At 64.0% G+C, this 22,172-nt stretch carries 18 protein-coding genes and 1 pseudogene; 7 read left to right on the top strand and 12 right to left on the bottom strand.

Annotated features, from left to right (window positions below; translation table 11 throughout):
• Positions 1-109: 109 nt before the first annotated feature.
• Together MTX19_RS13050 and MTX19_RS13055 are read left to right on the top strand one after the other, a co-directional pair.
• Positions 110-340, top strand: a pseudogene (locus MTX19_RS13050) (lipid A hydroxylase LpxO); the annotation flags it as partial.
• A gap of 588 nt (positions 341-928) precedes the next feature.
• Positions 929-2,539, top strand: a complete 1,611-nt coding sequence (locus tag MTX19_RS13055) for an IS1182 family transposase (protein ID WP_280978673.1) — start codon at positions 929-931, stop codon at positions 2,537-2,539.
• 72 nt (positions 2,540-2,611) lie between these two features.
• Here the strand turns inward: MTX19_RS13055 and MTX19_RS13060 are convergent, their stop codons facing one another.
• The 4 genes from MTX19_RS13060 to MTX19_RS13075 are packed head-to-tail and all read right to left on the bottom strand — an operon-like array spanning position 2,612 to position 7,130.
• The gene (locus tag MTX19_RS13060; protein WP_280983950.1) at positions 2,612-3,406 is read right to left on the bottom strand and encodes an IclR family transcriptional regulator; all 795 of its coding nucleotides are present in this window, start codon (positions 3,404-3,406) and stop codon (positions 2,612-2,614) included.
• 28 nt (positions 3,407-3,434) lie between these two features.
• A complete protein-coding gene (locus MTX19_RS13065; protein WP_280983951.1) occupies positions 3,435-4,199 on the bottom strand; it encodes a glucose 1-dehydrogenase in 765 nt (254 codons plus the stop codon).
• Entirely contained in the window at positions 4,196-5,920 is a 1,725-nt protein-coding gene (locus tag MTX19_RS13070) for an FAD-dependent oxidoreductase (RefSeq protein ID WP_280983952.1), read from the bottom strand. Before MTX19_RS13070 ends, MTX19_RS13065 begins: the two co-directional genes overlap by 4 nt.
• Before the next feature lie 10 nt (positions 5,921-5,930).
• Positions 5,931-7,130, bottom strand: a complete 1,200-nt coding sequence (locus MTX19_RS13075; RefSeq protein WP_280983953.1) for an ABC transporter substrate-binding protein — start codon at positions 7,128-7,130, stop codon at positions 5,931-5,933.
• A gap of 394 nt (positions 7,131-7,524) precedes the next feature.
• On the opposite strand from MTX19_RS13075, the gene MTX19_RS13080 reads away from it, so the two are divergent.
• Positions 7,525-8,454 carry an aspartyl/asparaginyl beta-hydroxylase domain-containing protein gene (locus tag MTX19_RS13080; RefSeq protein WP_280983954.1) on the top strand — a complete coding sequence of 310 codons (930 nt, stop codon included), beginning with the start codon at positions 7,525-7,527 and terminating at the stop codon, positions 8,452-8,454.
• A 106-nt stretch (positions 8,455-8,560) separates the two neighbouring features.
• On the opposite strand, the gene MTX19_RS13085 is transcribed toward MTX19_RS13080, so the two are convergent.
• The 4 genes from MTX19_RS13085 to MTX19_RS13100 form a co-directional block, all read right to left on the bottom strand.
• On the bottom strand, positions 8,561-9,358 hold the full coding sequence (locus MTX19_RS13085; RefSeq protein ID WP_280983955.1) for a class I SAM-dependent methyltransferase: 798 nt from the start codon (positions 9,356-9,358) through the stop codon (positions 8,561-8,563).
• Positions 9,359-9,810: 452 nt separating this feature from the next.
• Positions 9,811-10,089 carry a hypothetical protein gene (locus MTX19_RS13090; RefSeq protein ID WP_280983956.1) on the bottom strand — a complete coding sequence of 93 codons (279 nt, stop codon included), beginning with the start codon at positions 10,087-10,089 and terminating at the stop codon, positions 9,811-9,813.
• Between the two features lie 21 nt (positions 10,090-10,110).
• Positions 10,111-11,217 (bottom strand): trypsin-like peptidase domain-containing protein, encoded by a 1,107-nt coding sequence (locus MTX19_RS13095; RefSeq protein ID WP_280986007.1) that lies wholly within the window; start codon positions 11,215-11,217, stop codon positions 10,111-10,113.
• Between the two features lie 598 nt (positions 11,218-11,815).
• On the bottom strand, positions 11,816-12,682 hold the full coding sequence (locus MTX19_RS13100) for an FkbM family methyltransferase (protein ID WP_280986008.1): 867 nt from the start codon (positions 12,680-12,682) through the stop codon (positions 11,816-11,818).
• Positions 12,683-12,973: 291 nt separating this feature from the next.
• Here MTX19_RS13100 and MTX19_RS13105 point away from each other — a divergent pair, with 291 nt between their 5' ends.
• Positions 12,974-14,314: an MFS transporter gene (locus tag MTX19_RS13105; RefSeq protein WP_280983959.1), complete on the top strand. Its 1,341-nt coding sequence runs from the start codon at positions 12,974-12,976 to the stop codon at positions 14,312-14,314.
• A 38-nt stretch (positions 14,315-14,352) separates the two neighbouring features.
• Entirely contained in the window at positions 14,353-14,730 is a 378-nt protein-coding gene (locus MTX19_RS13110; protein ID WP_280972572.1) for an SPW repeat protein, read from the top strand.
• 436 nt (positions 14,731-15,166) lie between these two features.
• Here the strand turns inward: MTX19_RS13110 and MTX19_RS13115 are convergent, their stop codons facing one another.
• The 3 genes from MTX19_RS13115 to galE form a co-directional block, all read right to left on the bottom strand.
• The gene (locus MTX19_RS13115) at positions 15,167-15,868 is read right to left on the bottom strand and encodes a fumarylacetoacetate hydrolase family protein (RefSeq protein WP_280983960.1); all 702 of its coding nucleotides are present in this window, start codon (positions 15,866-15,868) and stop codon (positions 15,167-15,169) included.
• A 34-nt stretch (positions 15,869-15,902) separates the two neighbouring features.
• Positions 15,903-17,714, bottom strand: a complete 1,812-nt coding sequence (locus MTX19_RS13120) for an ABC transporter ATP-binding protein (RefSeq protein ID WP_280983961.1) — start codon at positions 17,712-17,714, stop codon at positions 15,903-15,905.
• 99 nt (positions 17,715-17,813) lie between these two features.
• Positions 17,814-18,827 carry a UDP-glucose 4-epimerase GalE gene (gene galE / locus MTX19_RS13125; protein ID WP_280983962.1) on the bottom strand — a complete coding sequence of 338 codons (1,014 nt, stop codon included), beginning with the start codon at positions 18,825-18,827 and terminating at the stop codon, positions 17,814-17,816.
• A gap of 136 nt (positions 18,828-18,963) precedes the next feature.
• On the opposite strand from galE, the gene MTX19_RS13130 reads away from it, so the two are divergent.
• Positions 18,964-20,004: a glycosyltransferase family 4 protein gene (locus tag MTX19_RS13130; RefSeq protein ID WP_280984777.1), complete on the top strand. Its 1,041-nt coding sequence runs from the start codon at positions 18,964-18,966 to the stop codon at positions 20,002-20,004.
• Here the strand turns inward: MTX19_RS13130 and waaF are convergent.
• Positions 19,986-21,050, bottom strand: coding sequence for a lipopolysaccharide heptosyltransferase II (waaF, locus tag MTX19_RS13135; RefSeq protein WP_280983963.1), 1,065 nt, complete (start codon positions 21,048-21,050; stop codon positions 19,986-19,988). The genes MTX19_RS13130 and waaF overlap by 19 nt on opposite strands.
• Before the next feature lie 137 nt (positions 21,051-21,187).
• On the opposite strand from waaF, the gene rfaD reads away from it, so the two are divergent.
• On the top strand, positions 21,188-22,168 hold the full coding sequence (rfaD, locus tag MTX19_RS13140) for an ADP-glyceromanno-heptose 6-epimerase (RefSeq protein WP_280986009.1): 981 nt from the start codon (positions 21,188-21,190) through the stop codon (positions 22,166-22,168).
• Positions 22,169-22,172 lie beyond the last annotated feature (4 nt).

The raw sequence follows: 22,172 nt of genomic DNA on the forward strand, positions 1-22,172 counted from the left end.
TGTGCTCTGATCCTCCGTCTGTCCTGGGCCACCGGCCAGCCGGATCGGCTGTTGCGGGACAGGGCGAGGGGAATGGACGGCGTCGGAGGGCCGCGATCATAGACGGATCATGTTGAGACAGCTCTTTGCGCCGCAGCTCGTTATTCTCTACGTGCTGGCGGCTTCCACGCTCTATGTGCACTTCCGCGGCAAGCAACAGCTGCGGTTCGCGCGCCAGCTCGGCGATCACTCGACCTATCTCGCGCCTTACAACGTGCTGATGTATGCGGGGTCGGCAGTGCCGAACACGCCGGTGATTCCGGTCGAGCAGTTTCCCGAGCTGAAGAAGCTCTCTGACAATAATCGAGAATCCGCGGCTTACTGGATGCCCCACATGCGCGGGGCATGACGACGGTGTATGACGTACGTCCGCATTCTCGCGACACGATCTGTTCGAGTTCTGCATCTCGTTTCGCCCTCTAGTTATCAGAGGGCGCAGGGAAAGCCGGGTGCCGATCGCACCTATGCGTCCCGAGCAAATGGAAAGCACGGGAGGTAGGACCACAGGTGGAACCGGAAACACTCCGGCTTTCCCTGCGCGATGGTTTACGGCTTACTTCGTGCTCTCCCCGGCGAGACTTGGCTTTTTTGTCACCGTCTTCGCAAAGACGCCGAGCGTCTTGCGAGGAGACACCTGCCACTGGGGCGTCGAGACCACACGACTTCACCGTCCGTGTCACGCATGCTCGTCAGTCATGCGATCAGCATCCACCGCATCTCACCGCAACACTCGTGACGATCGCGACGCGCCCCTCAATCGGGTGAGATGGTGGATCTATAGCACTGAGTTGTGTTTCTGATAAACAGAAATACTTTTGCAGCGGAGGCTTGCCCCGTCGAGGCTGGGCAAGAACTCGGCATTTTTTGGAGTTGATGTACGATTCGGCGCATGGCGAATCGGACGTTCAAGGCCGGCGACAGCCGGGAGCAACCCAGTCTTCTTCCTCCCCGGATTGAGGACTATGTCGGACAGCAGAATCCGGTGCGGGCGATCGACAGTTTCGTTGGCGCGCTCGACCTTTCAAAGCTCGGCTTCCGCCATGCGGATCGTGCCGCGGACGAAGTGGGGCAGCCGCCCTACGATCCGGCCGATCTGCTGAAGCTCTACCTTTACGGCTACATCAACCAGATCAGGTCGTCGCGGCGGTTGGAGCGGGAGGCCTGCCGCAATCTGGAGCTGATCTGGCTGTTGAAGAACATGAAGCCGGGCTATCGGACGATCGCCAACTTCCGCAAGGAGAACTGGGCGGCGCTCAAGGCCGCGAACCGCAGTTTCGTGCTGCTCCTGCGCGACCTCGGCCTGATCGGTGGGACCTTCGTTGCGATCGACGGGGCGCTATTCCATGGTAACGCCAGCAAGGGCAGCATCTTCACGCAAGGGAAGCTGGCCAAACAGATCGCCGCGTTGGACAAGGAGATCGAGGCTTATGGCAAGGCCCTTGAAGCCAACGATGCCGAGGAAGCCAAGCGATGTGCCGGTCCGGGAGATGGCAGCAAGGGCAGCGGCGATGTCGGCGAGAAGGTGAAGGAGCTGATGGCCCGGCGCGAGCGCGCGCAAGCCGACCTCAAGAACCTGGAGACAAGCGACAAGGGGCAACTCTCGAAGACCGATCCCGACGCAAGGCTTCTGAGCAAGGGCGACCAGACCATTGCGGGTTACAACGTGCAGAGCGTCGTTGACGACAAGCACACGCTCATCGTTGCCAGCGAGGTCGTCAACCGCAACGACGCGGGCCATCTTCATGAGATGGCAAAGGCGGCAAAAGAGGCCCTCGACGTCGAGACTCTGCAGGTGGCGGCCGATGCCGGCTATTCCACCAGCGAGGACCTGAAGGCCTGCGAGGATGACGGCATTGTTGCCTATGTGCCGCTGCACGAGGGCAATGGCAAGCTCAAGGAAGGCCGCCTCAGCCGCAAGGACTTCAGTTACGATGCGAACGCCGATGCCTACCGTTGCCCGGCCGGCGAGCTGCTGCGCCCGACGGAAGGGCGCTGGACGAACACGAGCGGCCGCATCGAGATCCGCTACCTGGCGCGCAAGGCGGCCTGCGCAGCATGTCCCCTGAGCGCGCGGTGTCTTGCCCCGAAGGCGCCTTACCGGAGCATCGCGCGCTGGGAACACGAGGACGTTCTCGAACGTCACCGCATGAGGATGCAAAGCGCCGAGGCTGCCACATTGATGCGCCGCCGTTCCGCCATCGTCGAGCACCCTTTCGGAACACTCAAATGCCGCGCCGGCTATCAGCACTTTCTCGTGCGCGGCTTCGACAAGGTCCGCGGCGAATGGAGCCTGATGGCGCTTTGCTACAACTTCACCCGCGTGCTCAGCATTCTCGGCTTCGACCGCTTCGTCGCGTACCTTGCAGAAAAGACGCGCATTGCCGGCGCAAACCTCCTTGCGGCCACTCTGCGCGCCATTCGGCTTGCTTTGCGGCCCTTCCGCGCCAAAATCTCGCTGTCGCTCGTCGTCAGTGCTTTCCGAGCCGCCCCAGCCCCTTAGTTGCCATTCTTGCCCAGTCTCGTCGGGTAAATCAGTGGCAGGAGCGCTGCTCCATCCATCCGTTATTCAGCGTCACTCCGAGGCCCGCACCGTGCCGTGCCCGAGCTGCCTCGATATATCGCTCGCACAGTTGCGCAGCGCGGCTGCAATCGTGCTGTCCCAACTGACGTCGAAGGTGCCCTCCGGCCCCATCGCCGTGATGACCAGCGCGACGTGGCCGGCGTGATCGAACACCGGCGCGGCGAATGCGTTGACGCCCGGCAACGGGTCGCCGATCGCACGCGCGAGCCCGCGGCTGCGGACCTCGGCAAGCATCTCTGTCGTCTTCGCGCTTGCCGGTGCACGCTTGGGATTGTAGCCGACGCCAAGGCGATCGAGGCCGCTTTCGAGCGCGGTCTTGACCGCGTTCGGCGGCATGAAGGCGGCGAATGCCCGGCCGGTCGCGGTCTCAAGCAGCGCCACCACCGATCCGACGCGCATCGCGATATGCACGGGATGGCTCGGCTCCTCGAGCCGCACCACGGTCGGGCCGTGGGTGCCCCAGACCGACAGCGATACGGCATGATTGATGCTGTCGGCGAGGGTGGCGATCCGCGGTGTCGCGATGCGCACGGCCGAAAGCCGGCGCAGACTGATCAGGCCGAGTTCGAGCGCAAGTGCGCCGATCTCATAACGGCCGGTGGTCTCGTCCTGCTCGATCAGACCGATGCGGGAGAAGCTCACCAGATAGGGATGCGCCTTGGCCGGGGGCATGCCGGCTTCGCGCGCAAGGTCGCGCAGCATCATCGGTTCGCCGCTGCGGGCGAGCGCGCGGAGCAGCTCTCCACCGACCTCGATCGACTGTATGCCGCGGCTCTCTTTCGTCATGTGGCCCTGCAAGCTCTCCACAACGTCCTTATACGGCCAGAAATCCTCCGTCGACGGGCATGGTCACGCCGTTCACATACGACGCGAGTTCGGAGGCGAGAAACACCACCGGCCCGACCAGCTCCTCAGGCTCCCCGACACGGCCGAGCGGCGTTCGGCCCAAAAATCCTGCAAGCCGGGCGGGGTCGCTGCGGGTCACTTCGGTCATGGCGGTCGCGATCACGCCGGGTGCGATGGCGTTGACGCGGATGCCGTCGGCCGCGAGCTCCCGCGCCAGCGCCTGCGTCAACAGCTTCACGCCGCCTTTGGACGGCGCATAGCCCAGCGTGTCGGCAACCCCGACAAAGGAGGCGATCGAACCGAGATTGATGATTGCGCCCCGGGTCTCGCGCAGCGCCGGCAGGAATGCGTGGGTCACGTTGAAGGTGCCGGTGAGATTGACGTCGAGCACTCGCCGCCAGTTGTCGTGCGCCTTGGGCGAATCGATCCCCTCGCGAATGATGATGCCGGCATTGTTGACCAGCACTGCGATCGGCCCGATCTCGCGGCCGGCCCTCTGCGCCAGCGCGCGACAGGCCTCCGCGTCAGACACATCGAGGTGAAATGCCCAGGCGGCGCGGCCGGATCCGCGGATATTGGCCGCGGTTCGTTCGGCGCCGGCGAGATCGATGTCGGTCACCATCACGTCGGCGCCATGGGCCGCGAGCCCGCGCGCGATGGCGCGTCCGTTGCCGTGGGCCGCACCGGTGACGAGGGTGCGCTTGCCGGCCAGCAATTGGGCGGCCGCGCTCATGCTGCGCTTCTTTCCGAAGCGCCTGCCGCAAGGTGACGGCCGGCGATGTAGCCGAAGGTCAGCGCGGGGCCGAGGGTGATGCCGGCGCCCGGATAGTTGCCACCCATGATGCTCGCCATGTCGTTGCCCGCCGCGTAAAGCCCGGGGATGACGCGTCCCTCGGCATCGAGCGCGCGCGCATGCGCATCGGTGACGATACCGGCATAGGTGCCGAGATCGCCGATCACCATCTTGATCGCATAGAACGGTCCGTGTTCGAGCGGCGCCACGCAAGGGTTCGGTCCGTGCAGGGCGTCGCCCTGATAGCGGTTATAGGCGCGCGAGCCCTTGCCGAAGGCGGGATCGCGGCCTTCGATAGCGGTCTTGTTGAACTCCGCGATGGTTGCCTCGAGCCCCTTCGCGTCGATGCCGGTCTGCGCCGCCAGCTCCGATAGCGTCGCGCCGCGCTTGAGATAACCGGTCTTGAGGTGATGGCCGAGCGGCATCGGGCGCGGCGGCACGCAGCCGAGGCCGTAGTTGCGCAAGGTCTGGTGATCGCAGACGAGGTGGGCCGCGATTTCCTCGCCGGGCTTGGCCGCCTTCATCATCTCCTGCACGAAGTCGTGGTAGGAGTTGCCTTCGTTGGCAAAGCGCTTGCCGTCGCGCATCACGGCGATCACGCCCGGCTTGGCGCGATCGATGAAGTGCGGCATCACGCCCTTGCTGCCGTCCTTGCGCGTGGTGACCGAGACCGGCACCCAGGCTGCCGCGTTGGGCAGCGAATCCTCGACCCTGCCGCCGACGGACTCCGCAAGCCGCAAGCCGTCGCCGGTGTTGCCGGTCGGGCCCGGCGAGTAATGCTCCTTGCCGGTCGGTGCATGCGGGAACATCTTCTGCCGTCGGGCGACGTCATGCGGGAAGCCACCGCAGGCGAGCACCACGCCGCGCTTGGCCGTGATGCGGATCGTGCGGCCCTCGCGTTCCACCACCGCGCCGCGCACCGCGCCATCATCGACGATCAATTGGCGCACCGGCGAGTTGAGCCAGAGCGGGACGTTCAGGTCGAAGGCGGATTTGGCCAGCCGCCCGGCCAAGGCATTGCCGTTGGTCAGCGTCATGCCGCGGCCATGGCGCACCACGTCGCCGGCATGCTTCGAGAGTCGCTTGGCGACATAGGCCGCCGAGGTCAGCGAGCGGGTCGCGCGCATGAAGTGGATGATCTCCTTGCCGGAGCCGAGCATCATGCCGAACACGGTGAGCTCGGGCAGGGGGCTGCCGAGATCCTTGATGCGTTCGCCGAGCTCGCGCCCGTCGAACGGGCGGGCGACCATGGAGCGGCCACCCTGCGCGCCGCCGGGCGCTTCGGCGTGATAGTCCGGGAAGGTCAGCGGCATGTCGAAGCGGACCGCTGTCTTGGTGGTGAAGAAATCGACCGCCTTCGGCCCTTCGGTGAGGAACGCATCGACGCGCGCGGCATCGAAGCTGTTGCCGGCTTCGTGCCTGAGATAGGTCCTGGCCTGGTCCGGGCTCTCCTCGATGCCCCAGGCTTTCGCCAGGGACGTGCCGGGGATCCAAAGCCAGCCGCCGGAACGCGCAGTGGTGCCGCCGAACCGCGGCTCCTTCTCGACGACGAGGACCTTCAGCCCGTGGTGGGCCGCGGTGACCGCGGCCGACAGGCCGCTGCAACCGGAGCCGACCACAAGCGCGTCGCATTCGTAGGTCTCTTGCGCGTTGTCTGCCATGCGACCGATCCTATTTCTTCAACAGCGGGCACTTCGACTCCGACACTGGACGGAATGCATCCTCGCCCTTCACGGTCTTGACGATATCGAGATAGTCCCACGGCTCCTTGGATTCCGACGGCGACTTCACCTTGGCGAGATACATGTCGCGGATCACGCGGCCGTCCTCGCGCAGCTTGCCGCCGTGGACGAACGTGTCCTCGATCGGCAGCTCGCGCATCTTGGCCATCACCTTCTGCGGATCGTCGGTGCCGGCCGCCTTGATCGCCTTCAGATAATGCAGCACCGAGCCGTAGACGCCGGTCTGGATCATGGTCGGCATTACCTTGGTGCGTTCGTAGAACTTCCTCGACCACGCCCGGGTCTTGTCGTCCATGTTCCAGTACGACGCCGTGGTCATGTAGGTGCCTTGGGCCGCCTTCAATCCGATCGCGTGGATATCGGTGTCGAACATCAAGAGACCGACGAGCTTCTGGCCGCCCTGCACGAGACCGAATTCGCCGGCCTGCTTGATCGCATTGTCGGTGTCCTGGCCGGCATTGGCGAAGGCGACCACGTCGGCCTTCGAGCTTTGCGCCTGAAGGGCGAAGGAGGAGAAGTCGGCGGTGTTGGTCGGGTGCCGAACGCTGCCGAGCACCTTGCCGCCCAGCTCATTGATGAAGCGCGTGGCGTCCTTCTCGAGCTGCTGGCCGAAGGCGTAGTCCGCCGTGATGAAGTACCAGGACTTGCCGCCTTGCTGGATCACCGCCGAAGCCGTCACCTTCGACAGCGCGTAGGTGTCGTAGGTGAAGTGTACGGTGTTGGGGCTGCACAGCTCATCCGTCAGCGAGCTCGCGCCGGGACCGGACAGCAGCGCGATCTTGTTGCGCTCGCGAACCATGTTGTGGACGGCGATCGCGATGCCGGAGTTGGGGATGTCGACCACCGCATCGACCTTGCCGTTGTCGAACCAGCCGCGCACGATCTGCACGCCGACATCGGTCTTCATCTGGTGGTCCGCACTGATGATCTCGACCGGCTTGCCGAGCACCGTCGGCCCGAACTCCTCCACCGCCATCTTGGCCGCCTCGACCGAACCCGGGCCCGAATTATCGCGGCCCCAGCCCGACAGGTCGGTCAGCACCCCAATGCGCACGACGTCATCGGAGACCTGGGCCTGAGCGGCCGATGTCATGGCCGCAAGAATGGCGACTGCCAAAATGTGTCTCATCGTTCCTCCCTTCCTGAACCTTCGCCGTTCTGCGGCGTGTTCCTGCGATTAGTAACTATCTAATTCATTTGTCAATGGCAAATTAGTCCACGAAGTCCACTGCGTTCGGCTCCGCAATTTGAAGACGAAAGTCCGCAGGTGTGGCCGGCGCGACGCTTCACAATTGGTGAGCGAACGCTTACAAGATCGGGCTGGGATGGTGCCTCGGCAGCGCTTCGGGTTCGGTGCCGGATCCTGCCGGCGAGCCAACTCGCTATGAAACAAGGGGAATTTCGCGGACGCGATGTGCTCTGATCCTCCGTCTGTCCTGGGCCATGCGCCAGCCGGATCGGCTCTTGCGGGGCAGGGCGAGGGGAACGGACGGCGTCGGGGGGCCGCGATCGTAGACGGATCAATGTTGAGACAGCTCTTTGCGCCGCAGCTCGTCATTCTCTACGTGCTGGTGGCTTCCACGCTTTATGTGCACTTCCGCGGCAAGCAACGGCTGCGGTTCGCGCGCCAGCTCGGCGATCACTCGACCTATCTCGCGCCTTACAACGTGCTGATGTATGCGGGCTCGGCAGTGCCGAACACGCCGGTGATTCCGGTCGAGCAGTTTCCCGAGCTGAAGAAGCTCTCCGACAATTGGGAGACGATTCGCGACGAGGCGACGCGCCTGTTCGACGAAGGCTTCATCCGCGCCGCGGCGAAGAACAACGACTGGGGCTTCTATTCCTTCTTCAAGAGCGGCTGGAAGCGCTTCTACCTGAAATGGTACGACGACTTCCTGCCGTCGGCGCGCACGCTGTGCCCGAAGACGGTCGAGCTGTTGAACTCGATCCCGAACGTGCACGGCGCGATGTTCGCGATGCTGCCGCCGGGCGGCAAGCTCGGCGCGCATCGCGATCCCTTCGCCGGATCGCTGCGCTATCACCTCGGCCTGGTGACGCCGAACTCGAACCAGTGCCGCATTCTCGTCGACGGCGTCGAATGCGTCTGGCGCGACGGCGAAGCCTTCATGTTCGACGAGACCTTCATCCACAGCGCCGAGAACAAGACCGATGTCAACCGCATCATCCTGTTCTGCGACGTCGAGCGCCCGATGAAGTACCGCTTCATGACCAGGATGAACCGCTGGGTCAGCCACAACATCGTCAAGGCGTCGGCCACGCAGAACGTCGACGGCGAGCATGTCGGCGCGCTGAACAAGGTGTTCGGCAAGCTCTACGAGCTCCATCTCGCGAGCCGCAAGGTCAAGGAGTGGAATCGCAACCTGTACTACACGCTGAAGTACTCGGTGACCGCGTTGATCCTCGGCCTGATCGTGGTGTCGGCGCTGCGGTGATCGCGGCGGCGCTGCCGGTTTGCGACAAGCTAAATACTAATGTTGCAGCGTCAATTGGGCGAGTCTGCCTTTCGCGAACGCATCTGCATAGTCTGCCGCAACAGCGTTAAGCAGTGCCTCGGACCGCCCAAGCAACGCTCGCAAATCCGCGAGGGCCATCGCTGTCGCCGGCGAGATAGGCCGCTCTCACCGCGCCTCGAAGCCGCTCGCGCCGCGTCTCGGGTAACGCGTCAAAAAAATTCCCAAAGGTCCCCTGTCCGTAGACCATGGGGTGCCAGAAATCGTCGAAATTGGCATAGTCCATACGGATGGCGAGCATCGTATCTGCAACTCCCGCAAAACCCGCATTCTCGAACGCAGCGCGCAACTCGCCCTCGCCGGTCAGGGGCCGCTTGGTGACTGCCGCGCTTGTGCCGGCCGCTTCCGGCTCAAGCGCAAGGATCGTGTTCCAGAACAAGCGCCAACTTGGCATGCCGCCGTAATTGTCCCAGACCGTCGCGGCGGCCGTAGCGCCAGGCCGCAGGACCCGCCGCATTTCCCGCACCGCTTGATGCGGATCTGACACGAAGTGGAGGACCAACAGGGAGTAGACGCCGTCGAGCTCTTTGTCCCCATAGGGCAATGCACAGACATCACCCGGTTGCGCTCTTATTCTGGGGTCGGTCGAGCGCTTGCGCAGAGCGGCCACAAAGCCTTCCTCGAAATCCACGGCCTCGATCGCTGCAAGATCAGGATGAGCCGCTAACGCAAAGGTCAGACTGCCAGTACCACATCCCGCATCGAGTACACGGCCGCGGGATGGCACACCAGAAAATTCGAGGAATGGTGCGGCCAGCCGCCGACTCCAGCGTCCCATGATGGCGTCATAGCCATCTGCACCTTTGGCGACGAAGTTTGATGGCATGTGATCCTCCACGCCTCTCGGATTGGTCTGCCTGAGACTGACCTTGTCGCAGCGCCACTATGGCACGTGCCTCAGGAGAGTCTATTTCAATCGTAGAGCGCTGGATGTCTGCTCTGCTCCGCCGGATAAAAAGCCCAGGAGCGAGCTCCGCGGCTTTTCTGTTTTGCAGTGTGGGCATCACGGATGCGCGATGTCAGCGTGCCGTCTGGCATAGCGCAAGATGAGTTAGGATCGAATCGGTTCGGCCGCAGAGGCGGTTCACCCTTCCCCGACGGGGAGAGGTCGATTTGCGAAGCAAATCGGGTGAGGGGCCGTGGCTCTAACGGAGACCGTTCCCCTCACCCGGCGCTACGCGCCGATCTCTCCCGAGGGAGAGGTGAACCTCCGTTGCCGCTCCAGCTCAACCTCATCTCGTCACGCTTTAGAAGCCCAGCGGCCCGATACGTTCAGACCTACGATTCCCATTTGGCTTCGACGCCGAGCGAACCGACCTTGGTGTCGGACACGGCAGCCATGTCGGCCACCGTGATCGGCTGATCGACGATGAACAGATAGCATCCCGCCGAGACCACACCGATCAAGGCGCCGACGACGAGCGCCGGAACGACCCGGTCTTCTGCACGATCACGCCAGTCACGGTCGGCAGCGGTCGCTGACCGCTCTCGCGCAATCACGATGATGCGTGAGGCAGGTGCACCGTGCCGATCATCGGCGCGTCGGTCGCGGATCACGCGCGCGTGGCGTGATCGGTCTCAGCGAATGAGGCGATTTCTGTCGGCGAGCGCGCCGTTGCGGGCGAGCGGAGGCGCCACCCGAACGACAACGTCGGCGGGCCCGCCCTCGCGTTCGAGCGTGAGTCTGACGTCCTGGCCGATCCGGGCGAGGCCCACCAGATTGCGGAGCTGCGCCGCGGTGCGGATCGGGTGGCCGTCGGCCATGGTGACGATGTCGCCCTTGCGCAGGCCTGCTCTCTCCGCTGGCGAATCCGCCGCGACCTCGGCGATGACAGCGCCTTCGGTGCGGCCCCTGTTGCTGGACGGACGCAGGTCCTGCAGCGCGACGCCGATGCGGCCGCGCTCGACATGCCCGGTGGCGATGATCTGCTCCATCACCCGCCGCGCCATGTTGACGGGAATCGCAAAGCCGATCCCGACATTGCCGCCGGCGGGCGAGATGATCGCCGAGTTGATGCCGACAAGCTCGGCGCGCAGGCTGACCAGTGCGCCGCCGGAATTGCCCGGATTGATCGCGGCATCGGTCTGGATGAAATCCTCGTAACCTTGCTTGGCGAGGCCGGTGCGGCCGAGCGCGCTGACAAGGCCCGAGGTGACGGTCTGGCCGAGGCCGAAGGGATTGCCGATCGCGAGCACGAAGTCGCCGACCTCGAGCGCGTCGCTGTCGCCGAGCGGAAGCGCCTTGAGGTCGCCAGGATTTTCAATCTGCAGCACGGCGACGTCGGTCGGCGGATCGCGGCCGATCACCTTCGCGGCGAACTGCCGGCTGTCCTTGGTCGTGATCTGAACGACGGATGCGCCTTCGACGACATGGTTGTTGGTCAGGACATAGCCGCGCTGGGCATCGACGATCACGCCGGAGCCGGCGGCGTTGACCTCGTGCTCGATCTGCTTCGGAACATCGAAGAACTCGCGGAAGACGGGATCGCGGTAGAGCGGGTTGTCCTCGCGCACCCGGCCATGCACGGAGATGTTGACGACCGCCGGCGTGATCCGGCGGACCAGCGGCGCCAGTGTCGGGATCGAGCCGCCCGTTCGCAAATCCGGCACCTGGGCCGCGGCCGGATGCGTCGCCGACAGCGCCAGCACCACGAGACCAAGCGAGAACCAATGTGCACGAACCATCTTCGCCATCCGCCATTTCGCCTAGGTTTGAATTTGGAAAACTTTGTGGCCACGCGCCGCGCCGTCACGCGAAAGTGGCGACGCACGGCCGGTGCGGCTGCGAGGCAGCCGATCCGGCCTCACGGCTGAGTAAGAACTTGGCGAGCGGGGTGCCTTCGCGCTCCGATCGCTGGCGTCGAAGTGCTACGGTTCAGCCCGGCATTCCGCACTGATTGGCGTTGTCATGTCGGAGTCGTCTGGAGATTTCGCCACCACCGCGCTGAGCGGATACGAGTTGCTGGCCGATCCGCAGCTCAACAAGGGCACGGCGTTCTCCGAGGCCGAGCGCGAGTCGTCGGCAGCCCGTTCCCGCCGATCACGCGCGACAGCGTCCGGTTCAAGGTCGACCGGGCGCGCACAAGGAAGGTCTCACCGATGTTGCGATCGACCAGATCGAGCAGCGCATCCGTGCCAAGGTCTGGACACCCCGTTACGCACGGTATCGCCGAAGCGATCGGCCTTAGCGCGTGGGGCGCATCAGCGACGCCTGATCGGCCGCTCTACGGCCCCGCGACACGACGCGAGCGGGGCACCGTAGAACAGCTCCATCTCCAGGCAATCACTCCCTCATCGCATGGGTATCGTACCAGCCGGGCGGCGGGAATTGCGTCGCCGGATTCAAGTATTTTTTTGAACCCTTGAGGCGAAACATCTTCTCTTGAAGCTTGCCGACCATATTAAACATGCTTTTCGCGCCGCCGCCGAACAGTCCAAGGTCTCCATTGATCGCATATCCGCGAAATATGCTTTTGTAGTGCTCGATGGCTTCAAGCGCACTGACCCATGTTCCAGGTAACTCATTTCCGAAAAGGCCGCTGCTTCCGGTCCTGAACTGCCAATCGACAAACTTTCCTTCCTTCGGAATCGCTGGACATTTCTGCATGGAGACGAGTGACTGGTCTATTATTCTGTATTTCCGGTATCCCAGCTTTTCGAAGGTCTCGAACTCTTCGATGAGCCTTTTCCAGCTCGTCTTGTCGGACTCGATGGATACGAATTTGGGCAGCTCGGAAAGGCCCTCCAGAGACGCCAGGGCGTCGAGGTCGTTGCCTTCGATATCGATCTTGCAGTATCGCGGGGTGCCGTGCTGCTTCACAACGTCCGCGAGTTTAGCGGCTTGTATCTTCAACGTTCGGCCCACGCCTGCGCCAAAATTCCTGTTTCTTTCGGACCAATCCGGATTGGTTGTTCCCCATTCCGAAACACGATCGTCGACATAAAAGTTGACGTTCCCAGGCGAGTTGGAAACGGCAACATTGACCACTGAGAGCGCGCCCGACGTGACGTATTCCGAAAAGCGCTTGCTGATGGACTCGCAGAATTCCGGCATCGCCTCTATGGCGACGACACGAAATCCCTTTCTCAAGTAGAATTCAGTGTCCTCGCCCTTGTGGGCGCCCACGTCGTAAATCAAGGTCTCGTCCATAGCTGGTCCTTTGCGTGCCCCAAGGCCAAGAGGGTAATTGGGAAAGTGACAATTGAGAGGCTGTCGCGCCTTCCAGGCGGCTTGCATAAGAGCTGTGAAGCGTAATCCGCCATTCGGTGCGCGGGGCGATGGCCGATACGCCTTCGGCTCATCTCATCCCTCTACGGCCGACTAAAGTTCTAGCCTCCGGTTCCACCTCGGCTGGAACCCTTGGGCCGCAGTGTCCGTTTGTGATCGGGCGACACAATCACCCAAATTCCACGCGGGGGCTTGTCTGAGGGAGACAATCCCATGGCAACATTTGGCCTCGACGCCACCCGGCTTAGTCCGTCCGAGCATCAGCTCCAGCTTCGTCGCGCCGTCATCGCCTCCACGGTCGGAACCGCGATCGAATGGTATGACTTCTTCCTCTACAGCACCGTCACCGGCCTGGTGTTCGCGAAGCTGTTCTTTCCGCATTCCGATCCCTGGGTCGGTACGCTGGAGGCCTTTGCGATCTATGCGGTCGGCTTTGTCGCGCGCCCGATCGGTGCTGCGATTTTCGGGCACTATGGCGACCGCATCGGCCGCAAATCGACGCTGATCGCGACGCTGCTGCTGATGGGACTGGCGACCGCCGCGGTCGCGGTGGTGCCGACCTATTCGAGCATCGGCATCTGGGGCGCGGTGATCCTGACCGCACTGCGCTTCATCCAGGGCGTCGGCGTCGGCGGCGAATGGGGCGGCTCGGTGTTGATGTCGATGGAGTGGGCCCGCAACGACCGGTCGCGCGGGCTGATCGCCTCGTGGCCGCAGTTCGGCGTGCCATGCGGCCTGTTCCTCGCCAATCTCGCCGTGCTGGCGTTCAGCCAGATGTCAGGCGATCAGTTCCTGGCCTGGGGCTGGCGCATTCCGTTCGCCCTCAGCCTCATCCTGGTTGCCGTCGGCCTCTACATCCGGCTCGGCATTCTGGAAACGCCAGTGTTCTCGAAGCTGCTCGCCGAGCGTCAGCTCGACCGAACGCCGATGCTGACGGTGATCAAGGAATATCCGCGGGAGATTCTGCAGTCCGCGTTTGCGCGCATGTCCGAGCAGGCGCCGTTCTACGTCTTCACCGCGTTCGTGTTCTCCTACGGCATCGGTACGCTTCACCTCACGCGCGACCTGCTGCTGACCGCGGTGCTCGCGGCTTCGGTGGTGTCGTTCGTCGCGATCCCGGTGTCCGGGTACGTGTCCGACCAGATCGGCCGCAAGAACATGTACATGATCGGGGCCGTCGTGACCGGCGTCTTCGGCTTCATCTACTTCGCGATGCTCAATACCGGATCGGAGCCGATCATCTTTCTCGCGATCGTGCTGTCGCTGATCCCGCACGACATGCAGTACGGCCCGCAGGCCGCCCTGATCGCCGAGAGCTTCACCGGACGCCTGCGCTACAGCGGCGCGTCGCTCGGCTATCAGCTCGCATCTGTCATCGCCGGCGGCCCCGCGCCGCTGATCGCAGCCTGGCTGTTTGGCACCTTCAAGTCCGCGACCGCGATCGCAATCTATATCGCGATTTGCGCGGTCATCACGCTGATCGCGACCGCGCTGATGACCGACTACACGGGCAAGGATATCAACGCGGTCGGCGCGCATGAGCGGCGCGCTTGAAGCAGCGAGAGTTTGAAGCAAGCAAGGGAGGCATCGACATGATCAAATGGCGAAGTGAATCGGCGCTTGATCTCTACAATCTGGTGGCATCCATCTTCCTGCTCGCCGCACCGTGGCTGTTCGCGCACGCCAACCAGACGGCGGCGATCGATCTCAGGACCAGCGGTGCCGTGATCGCCGTGCTGTCGCTGGCGGCGATTGTTGCGTTTTCTGTCTGGGAAGAGTGGGTCAACGTGTTCGTGGGCTTGTGGCTGATCGTCTCGCCATGGCTGCTCGGCTTCACGCATAGCCGCGCGATGCATTTCAGCATCGCCGCCGGAGCGGTGGTGGCGTTCATGGCGCTGCTCGAGCTGTGGCTGGAATATGAGAAGACGCATCTCGGCCCGTCTGCGGCACGGGCCCCCGAAAAGCATTAGAGAAGACCGGCCGCCCAAATCCTGCAAACCCGTTGCTCGCCTTGATCAGGCGCTCGCGCCGGTGATCGGGCGTGATGAAATAACTTCGACCACAAATCGCTCTTGGTCACAGGAGCGGGGCTTGCCCCGGCTTCCACCACCCTGTGGAGAAACCTATGACCAAATTGACCTTCGTGGCGGTTGCTCTGGTTGCGGCAGCTGCATATTCGGCTCAGGCTTCCGCCGCCGGGGGCAATGCCGCGTCACGGCGCGCCCATGCGTCGACAACGGCCAGCAGCAAGACCGTCGATTGCATGCGCGCGCCGAACGTTGGATCTTTCGCAACCGCTCCGTTTACGGAGCCGCCCTGCATGCCTGGCGCGATGCGCTGAGCACACGCCCAGCAAAAAGCCCCGGACGCGACGTCCGGGGCTTGGCGTGATTCTTTGAGGTTGGCTTATTCCGGCTTGCCGATCGCAACCTTCAGCGTGCCGACGCCGTCGACGCCGCATTCGAGCTTGTCGCCGGGCTGGAGCTGGGAGACGCCGGCCGGAGTGCCGGTCATGATGATGTCGCCGGCGGCGAGCTTCACCTGCTGGGAGAGCTGCCAGATGATTTCCGGCACGCTCCAGATCAGCTCGGTGAGATCGCCCTTCTGGGCTTCCTTGCCGTTGACGGTAAGCCAGATCTTGCCCTTCGAGGGATGGCCGATCTTCGATGCCGGTTCGATCGCGGAGCAGGGCGCGGAATAGTCGAACGACTTGCCGACTTCCCATGGGCGCTCCTTCTTGCGCGAAGCAATCTGCAGGTCGCGGCGGGTCAGGTCGATGCCGACGGCATAGCCGTAGACATGCTCGAGCGCCTTGTCGGCGGGGATGTTCAGTCCGCCGCTCTTCATCGCGACCACCAGCTCGACCTCGTGATGCAGGTCCTTGGTCAGCGGCGGATAGGGAATGGTGGCGCCGTCGGACACCAGCATGTCGGCATGCTTGGCGAAGAAGAACGGCGGCGCGCGCTCGTCGTTGCCCATCTCGCGGATATGCTCGAGATAGTTGCGCCCGACGCACCAGATGCGGCGCACCGGGTAGGCGCTCGCCTCGCCGACGACGGGAAGCGAGGGCTGCGGCGGAAGCGGGATGACGTAGGAGGCGGCGTTCATGAGGCGGTCTCGCTGCTCTTGAGGTGAACTTGATCTAGCCGGTGGCGCTGATCGGCGCCAACGCCAGCGGGGACGGGTCGTGGTGATGCTGCAAGCGGAAGAACGAGGCGTAGCGGCCGCCGCGGCGCAGCAGCTCCTCGTGCCGTCCGCGCTCGACGATCTCGCCGCCCTCGACCACCAGGATCGCGTCGGCATGCATGATGGTGTGCAGGCGGTGCGCGATCACGATGGTGGTGCGGTTCTGGCAGAGATGCTCGATCGCCTCCTGCACCTGCTTCTCGGATTCGGAATCGAGCGCGGCGGTGGCCTCGTCAAGCAGGATGATCGGCGCGTTCTTGATCAGCGCGCGGGCGACCGCGATGCGCTGGCGCTGGCCGCCGGAGAGCTGGGTGCCGTGCTCGCCGACCGGCGTGTCGTAGCCGAGCGGGAAGCTCATGATGAAGTCGTGTGCGCAGGCGGCCTTCGCCGCCTCGATGATCTCGGCCTCGGTGGCGCCCTCCTTGCCGAAGGCGATGTTGGCGCGGATGGTGTCGCGGAACAGATAGACGTCCTGGCCGACATAGGCCGTCTGCTGGCGCAGCGACTTGCGCGACACCGACGAGATCGACTGCCCGTCGATCAGGATCTCGCCCTCGCGCGTCTCGTAGAAGCGGAGCAGCAAGGCGAGCACCGTCGACTTGCCGCCACCGGAGGGACCGACCAGGGCGGTGACCTTGCCCGGCTCGGCGACGAAGCTCATGCGGGTCAGCACCGGCTCACCGTCGCGATAGGCGAAGCTGACGTCGCGCAATTCGATCCTCGCGTCGGAGAGCTTCAGCGCCGGCTTGTCGTCGTCGGCCTGCTCGCTCGCCGGGCTGTCGACCACCTCGAGCAGCATCCGCGCACCGACCAACTGACTGTTGAGGTCGATGTTGAGCCGCGCCAGGCGCTTGGCCGGCTCGGTCGCCATCAGAAAGGCGGTCAGGAACGAGAAGAACTGGCCCGGAGTGGCGCCGAGAGCCACCACGCTGTAGCCGCCATAGAGCAGGCAGCCGGCGACGGCAAAGCCGCCGAGCATCTCCATCAGCGGATTGGAACGGTTGGCGACGCGCGCCATCTTGTTGGCGTTGCGCTCGACGATCGCGATGTTCTCGTCGATCCGCTGCTGCATGGTGTCTTCGAGCGTGAACGCCTTCACGGTGCGGATGCCCTGCAGCGATTCCTGCATCGTCTCCAGGATGTCGGCGGTGCCCGTGAACTGGTTGTAGGCGAGGCCCTTGATCCGCTTCACCAACTTGCGCAGCACCAGCATCGCCGGCGGCACCGCGACGAGCCCGATGAACGACATCAGCGGATCCTGCCACACCATCACACCGATCATGGCGACCAGCATCAGGAAGTCGCGGCCGATCGCGTTCACCAGCATGTTGAGCACATCGGTGATCGACTTGGCGCCGGCCGTCAGCCGCGCCAGGAATTCCGACGAATGCCGCTGCGAGAAAAAGCCGATGCTCTCGCTCATCAGCTTGGCGAACAACCGTCTTTGATTGCTGGCGAGGATGGCGTTGGAGATCTTGTTGAGGATCACCATGTGGCCGTAGGTCGCCACGCCTTTGATGAACAGCAACACGACCGTAATTCCGGCAAACATGGCGATGCCGGGGATGTTCTTATCGATATAGGCCTGATTGATCACCTGGCCGAGCACGTATGTGGCGCCCGCGGTCGAGCCGGCCGCAACGGCCATCAGCGCGAACGCCACCAAATAACGCCGCCAGTAAGTGACCCCCTGTTCCATGACCAGGCGGCGAATCAGGATCGCCGCGCCATAGGGATCGTCGGTGATTTTCTTTGGAAACTGGGCCATCCGCGTTCCATTGACGGCAGGCCTTGCCGGCCGTCAGGGTTGCGGAAACCTCCTTGCCCGCTTGTCGGCGCTTTTTCAAGCCCAATAACGGCTTGATTTTCAGGCCGATTCTGCCTGTAGCGGAAGCCCGCCGCGCTCCCGGAACAGCTTCTCTTCCCAGTTCAGCGCGTGGGTCGCGATGGTCTCGAGATTGTCGTAGCGCGGCGTCCAGTCAAGCAGCGCGCGGATGCGGCCGGTATCGGCCACCATTGTCATGATATCGCCGGGCCGCCGTGCCGCATAGGCGACGGCGAAATTGCGCATCGAGACACGGCGCACCACCTCGATCGTCTCGAGCACGGAATAGCCGCGGCCATAGCCGCAGTTCAGCGTCACCGATTGGCCGCCGGCGCGCAGGTAGGACAGCGCCGAACGATGCGCCTCGACGAGGTCGCTGACATGGATGAAGTCGCGAATGCAACTGCCGTCATGCGTCGGATAGTCGGTGCCGAACACGTCGATCTTGGCGCGCTGCCCGGTCGCGGCCTCGACCGCGATCTTGAGCAGATGGGTAGCGCCGACGGTGGCAAGGCCGGCCCGTCCTTTCGGGTCAGCGCCGGCGACGTTGAAATAGCGCAGCACGACGTAGCCCATGCCATGGGCGGTGGCGACGTCGTGCAGCATGATCTCGGTCATCAGCTTCGACGAGCCGTAGGGCGACAGCGGCCGCGTCGGCGCAATCTCGGGCACCGGCACGTGGTCCGGATTGCCGTAGACGGCGGCGGTCGAGGAGAAGATGAAGCGCTTGACGCCGCGCTTGACCGCGACATTGAGCAGGCTGCGGGTCGTCATGGTGTTGTTGCGGTAATAGCCAAGCGGATCGCGCATCGAGTCCGGCACCACGACAGAGCCGGCGAAATGGATAATGCTCTCGATCTTGTGCTGGGCGATCACGCCCTCGACGAGGTTCTCGTCGCCGGCGTCGCCGATGAACAGCGGCACGCCCTCGGGCAGGAATGCGGAGAAACCTGTGGAGAGATTGTCGATCACGACCACGCTTTCGCCGGCATCGACCAGCGCGTGAACCATGTGACTTCCGATGTAGCCGGCGCCGCCGGTCACAAGCACGGTCATGGATGCTGCTCTCCCGTTCTATTTGCCGGGGATGCTAGCGGCGTCGCGGTGAAGAGGGGGTTTCGTCGCGGCTGAACTGGCCACTATGCTTAATGTTGCGTATAGGAACTGGCGCGAAACGGAGACTTGCGTGCCGATCGAGAACATATCTGCCGGCGAGCTCGAACTTATCGTGCCGAACCTGCACAGACGCTATTCAGGCGTCACCGCGACCAACCGCATGGTCGCGCCGAAGCTCGCGCGGATGTTTCGCGCGGCATGGTTCGGCACGCATCGGCCCGACGGCATTGCGGCGATGGGATTTCTCGATCTGATGCGGCTGTGGCGCCGCCGCACGCCTGTGATCTGGCACGCGCGGCGCAACGACGAGATGATCGCGGGGCTCCTGCTGCGCGGGCTCGGCTGGCCGCTGAAGCTCATCTTCACCTCTGCGGCGCAGCGGCATCACACCTGGCTGACGCGCTGGTTGATCCGCAAGATGGACGCGATCATCGCGACCAGCCCGCTTTCGGCATCCTATCTCAAGCGTGAAGCGACGGTGGTGATGCACGGTGTCGACACCGATCGCTACGTGCCGCCGGCCGATCGTGCGGCGGCCTTTGCCGAGAGCGGATTGCCGGGCCGCTATGCGATCGGATGCTTCGGCCGGGTGCGCGCGCAAAAGGGCACCGACGTCTTCGTCGACGCGATGTGCAGGCTATTGCCGCGCTATCCCGAATTCACCGCTGTGATCGTCGGCGCCGTCGTGCCGGAGCAGCAGGCGTTCGCGAACGACCTGAAGCGACGCATCGAGGCGGCGGGCCTGCAATCGCGCGTGATCATCACCGGCGAGCTTCCGATCGAGGACGTCGTGCGCTGGTACCAGCGGCTGACGATCTACGCCTTCACCTCGCGCAACGAGGGCTTTGGCCTGACCTTGATCGAGGCGATGTCGGTAGGTGCCGCGCTGGTGGCGGCGCGGGCAGGAGCCGCGGAGTTCGTGGTCGAGGACGGCGTCACCGGTGTGCTGACGCCGCCCGGCGATGTCGATGCGTTGGTGGCGGCGCTGGAGCCGCTGATGCACGATCCGGCCGCGGCGACGGCGATGGGTGCGCGGGCGCAGGCGCGGGCTGTGGATAAGTTCAGCCTGGACGCGGAAGCAAATGCGATCGCCGCAGTCTATCGGGCGCTGATCTGAGCCAGCACGTGCTGGGCGGTCTCGACGACGTCGATGGCGGGGAGGTCGCGCATGCAGCGATGGTCGTTCATCCGGCAGATCGTGCTCTGGCACGGTTGGCACGACAGCTTCGCCTTGGTCTGCTGCATGGTGGCGGCGAGGCCGTTGATGGGGGCCCAGAGATAGGGGCTGGTCGGGCCGAAAATGCCCATGGTTGGCGTGCCGATCGCAGCTGCGATGTGCATCAGCCCGGAATCGTTTGATATCGCAACGCTGGCCGCGGCCATCGCCAGCACGCCATTGCGTAGGTCGGTGCCGGTAAGATCGCGGACCCGGGCGCCGCCGGCTGCGACGATCTCCTGCGCCAGCGGTTTTTCGGCAGGGCCGCCGATCACCCAGACGTCAAATCCACGCTCGGCGAACAGCCGCGCCGCCTCCGGATAGTAGGTCCAGCGCTTCGAGGCGCCGACCGAGCCGGGCCCCAGTGCGATGGCCGGGCCCGTGCCCAGGCCGTTGGCCTGCCGCCATCGCGCGACCTCGTCGGCGGGAACCTGGAGCTGCGGCACCGGCCATTCCGACGGCAGTGCCGCGCCGTCGGGCAGCGCCAGCGATGCATTCTGGTCGATGAACCGCGGCAGCTTCTTCTCGCCCCACCGCATCGAATTGATTAGGCCGAACCGGGCTTCGCCGAAGAAACCGACCCGCTCCGGGATGCCGGCCAATGTCGGTGCAATGGCGGACTTCCAGGTGCCCGGCAGCACCAGGGCGGTGGCGTAGTTCCGGCCCCGGAGCTCGGCCGCGAGTGTCCGCTGCCGGCCGAGCGCCAGCCGGCTCCGGGGCAGGTCGGACACAATTCCGGCGCGAACCCCCGGCATGTAATCCACCAGGGGGGCACACAGCCGGGTGACCAGCAGGTCGACCGGTCGATTGGGCCAGCGCTTCCGGAGCACCCGGATCACGGTGTGGCCACGCACAAAATCCCCAATCCACATATAGGGGATGACGAGAATCGGGCGCGTGTCCGCGGCATCCTCTGTCTCGATCCCTAGTATTGAATTGTTATTCATATCTAAAAGTGTGCCAAGCCGGACCGGTTGCGGCCCCGTCGGTAACCGGTTCGCGTCTGGAGGTAAAGCCGTCGTTGCTTGCGGCGCGGGAGTGGGGCAAAGCTGGCGACTGCAGTAGACTTGGGTGGGATTTCGCAATGTTTCTGGTAACCGGGGGGGCCGGTTTTATCGGATCGAACGTCGTCGCCGCGTTGAATGACGCCGGGCGGAGCGACGTCGCGGTCGCCGATATCCTCGGGCACGAGGGCAAGTGGCGGAACCTGGCCAAGCGCCAGCTCGCCGATGTCGTGCCGCCTGCCGAGCTCGGCCACTGGCTGGAGGGGCGGCGTCTCGATGCCGTCGTTCATCTTGGCGCCATCTCGGAGACCACCGCGACCGACGGCGACCTGGTGATCGAAACCAATTTCCGCCTGTCGCTGCGGCTGCTCGACTGGTGCACGGCCAACCGTACGCCGTTCATCTATGCTTCATCGGCGGCCACCTATGGCGACGGCGATCAGGGCTTCGATGACGATCCATCGGTCGCGGCGCTGAAGCGATTGCGGCCGATGAACCTCTACGGCTGGAGCAAGCAACTGTTCGACCTCGTGGTCGCCGAGCGCGCGGCGAAGGGGGAGCGGCTGCCGCCGCAATGGGCGGGGCTGAAATTCTTCAACGTGTTCGGCCCGAACGAATATCACAAGGGTCCGATGATGAGCGTGCTGGCGCGCCGTTTCGATGACATCAAGGCGGGCCGCGTCGTGCAGTTGTTCAAGTCGCACCGGGAGGGGATCGCCGACGGCGACCAGCGCCGCGACTTCATCTATGTCGACGACGTCGTGCGGGTGATCATGTGGCTGCTCGCAACCCCATCGGTGAGCGGGCTCTTCAATGTCGGAACCGGCAAGGCGCGCAGCTTCAAGGATCTCATCGTCTCGGCGTACAGCGCGCTCGGCGCGAAGCCGAACATCCAGTACGTCGACATGCCCGAGCAGATTCGTGGCAGTTACCAGTATTTCACGCAGAGCGAGGTCGATCGCCTGCGGTGCGCCGGTTATAACGGCGGCTTCACGGCGCTCGAAGATGCGGTCGATGCCTATGTGAAGGGTTTCCTCGACCGCGCCGATCGATATCGCTGAGCGG

It is taken from the genome of Bradyrhizobium sp. ISRA464, from assembly GCF_029910095.1.
Classification (GTDB): Bacteria; Pseudomonadota; Alphaproteobacteria; order Rhizobiales; family Xanthobacteraceae; genus Bradyrhizobium.

What these genes read in the sequence shown, in the direction of transcription:
- MTX19_RS13080 (WP_280983954.1), top strand. Translation starts at nt 7,525, where the DNA reads ATGTTGAGACAGCTCTTTGCGCCGCAGCTCGTCATTCTCTACGTGCTG.
- MTX19_RS13115 (WP_280983960.1), bottom strand. Translation starts at nt 15,868, where the DNA reads ATGAACGCCGCCTCCTACGTCATCCCGCTTCCGCCGCAGCCCTCGCTT.
- MTX19_RS13065 (WP_280983951.1), bottom strand. Translation starts at nt 4,199, where the DNA reads ATGAGCGCGGCCGCCCAATTGCTGGCCGGCAAGCGCACCCTCGTCACC.
- MTX19_RS13070 (WP_280983952.1), bottom strand. Translation starts at nt 5,920, where the DNA reads ATGGCAGACAACGCGCAAGAGACCTACGAATGCGACGCGCTTGTGGTC.
- waaF (WP_280983963.1), bottom strand. Translation starts at nt 21,050, where the DNA reads ATGAATAACAATTCAATACTAGGGATCGAGACAGAGGATGCCGCGGAC.
- MTX19_RS13060 (WP_280983950.1), bottom strand. Translation starts at nt 3,406, where the DNA reads ATGACGAAAGAGAGCCGCGGCATACAGTCGATCGAGGTCGGTGGAGAG.
- MTX19_RS13110 (WP_280972572.1), top strand. Translation starts at nt 14,353, where the DNA reads ATGATCAAATGGCGAAGTGAATCGGCGCTTGATCTCTACAATCTGGTG.
- MTX19_RS13085 (WP_280983955.1), bottom strand. Translation starts at nt 9,358, where the DNA reads ATGCCATCAAACTTCGTCGCCAAAGGTGCAGATGGCTATGACGCCATC.
- rfaD (WP_280986009.1), top strand. Translation starts at nt 21,188, where the DNA reads ATGTTTCTGGTAACCGGGGGGGCCGGTTTTATCGGATCGAACGTCGTC.
- MTX19_RS13095 (WP_280986007.1), bottom strand. Translation starts at nt 11,217, where the DNA reads ATGGTTCGTGCACATTGGTTCTCGCTTGGTCTCGTGGTGCTGGCGCTG.
- MTX19_RS13105 (WP_280983959.1), top strand. Translation starts at nt 12,974, where the DNA reads ATGGCAACATTTGGCCTCGACGCCACCCGGCTTAGTCCGTCCGAGCAT.
- MTX19_RS13075 (WP_280983953.1), bottom strand. Translation starts at nt 7,130, where the DNA reads ATGAGACACATTTTGGCAGTCGCCATTCTTGCGGCCATGACATCGGCC.
- MTX19_RS13120 (WP_280983961.1), bottom strand. Translation starts at nt 17,714, where the DNA reads ATGGCCCAGTTTCCAAAGAAAATCACCGACGATCCCTATGGCGCGGCG.
- MTX19_RS13100 (WP_280986008.1), bottom strand. Translation starts at nt 12,682, where the DNA reads ATGGACGAGACCTTGATTTACGACGTGGGCGCCCACAAGGGCGAGGAC.
- MTX19_RS13055 (WP_280978673.1), top strand. Translation starts at nt 929, where the DNA reads ATGGCGAATCGGACGTTCAAGGCCGGCGACAGCCGGGAGCAACCCAGT.
- galE (WP_280983962.1), bottom strand. Translation starts at nt 18,827, where the DNA reads ATGACCGTGCTTGTGACCGGCGGCGCCGGCTACATCGGAAGTCACATG.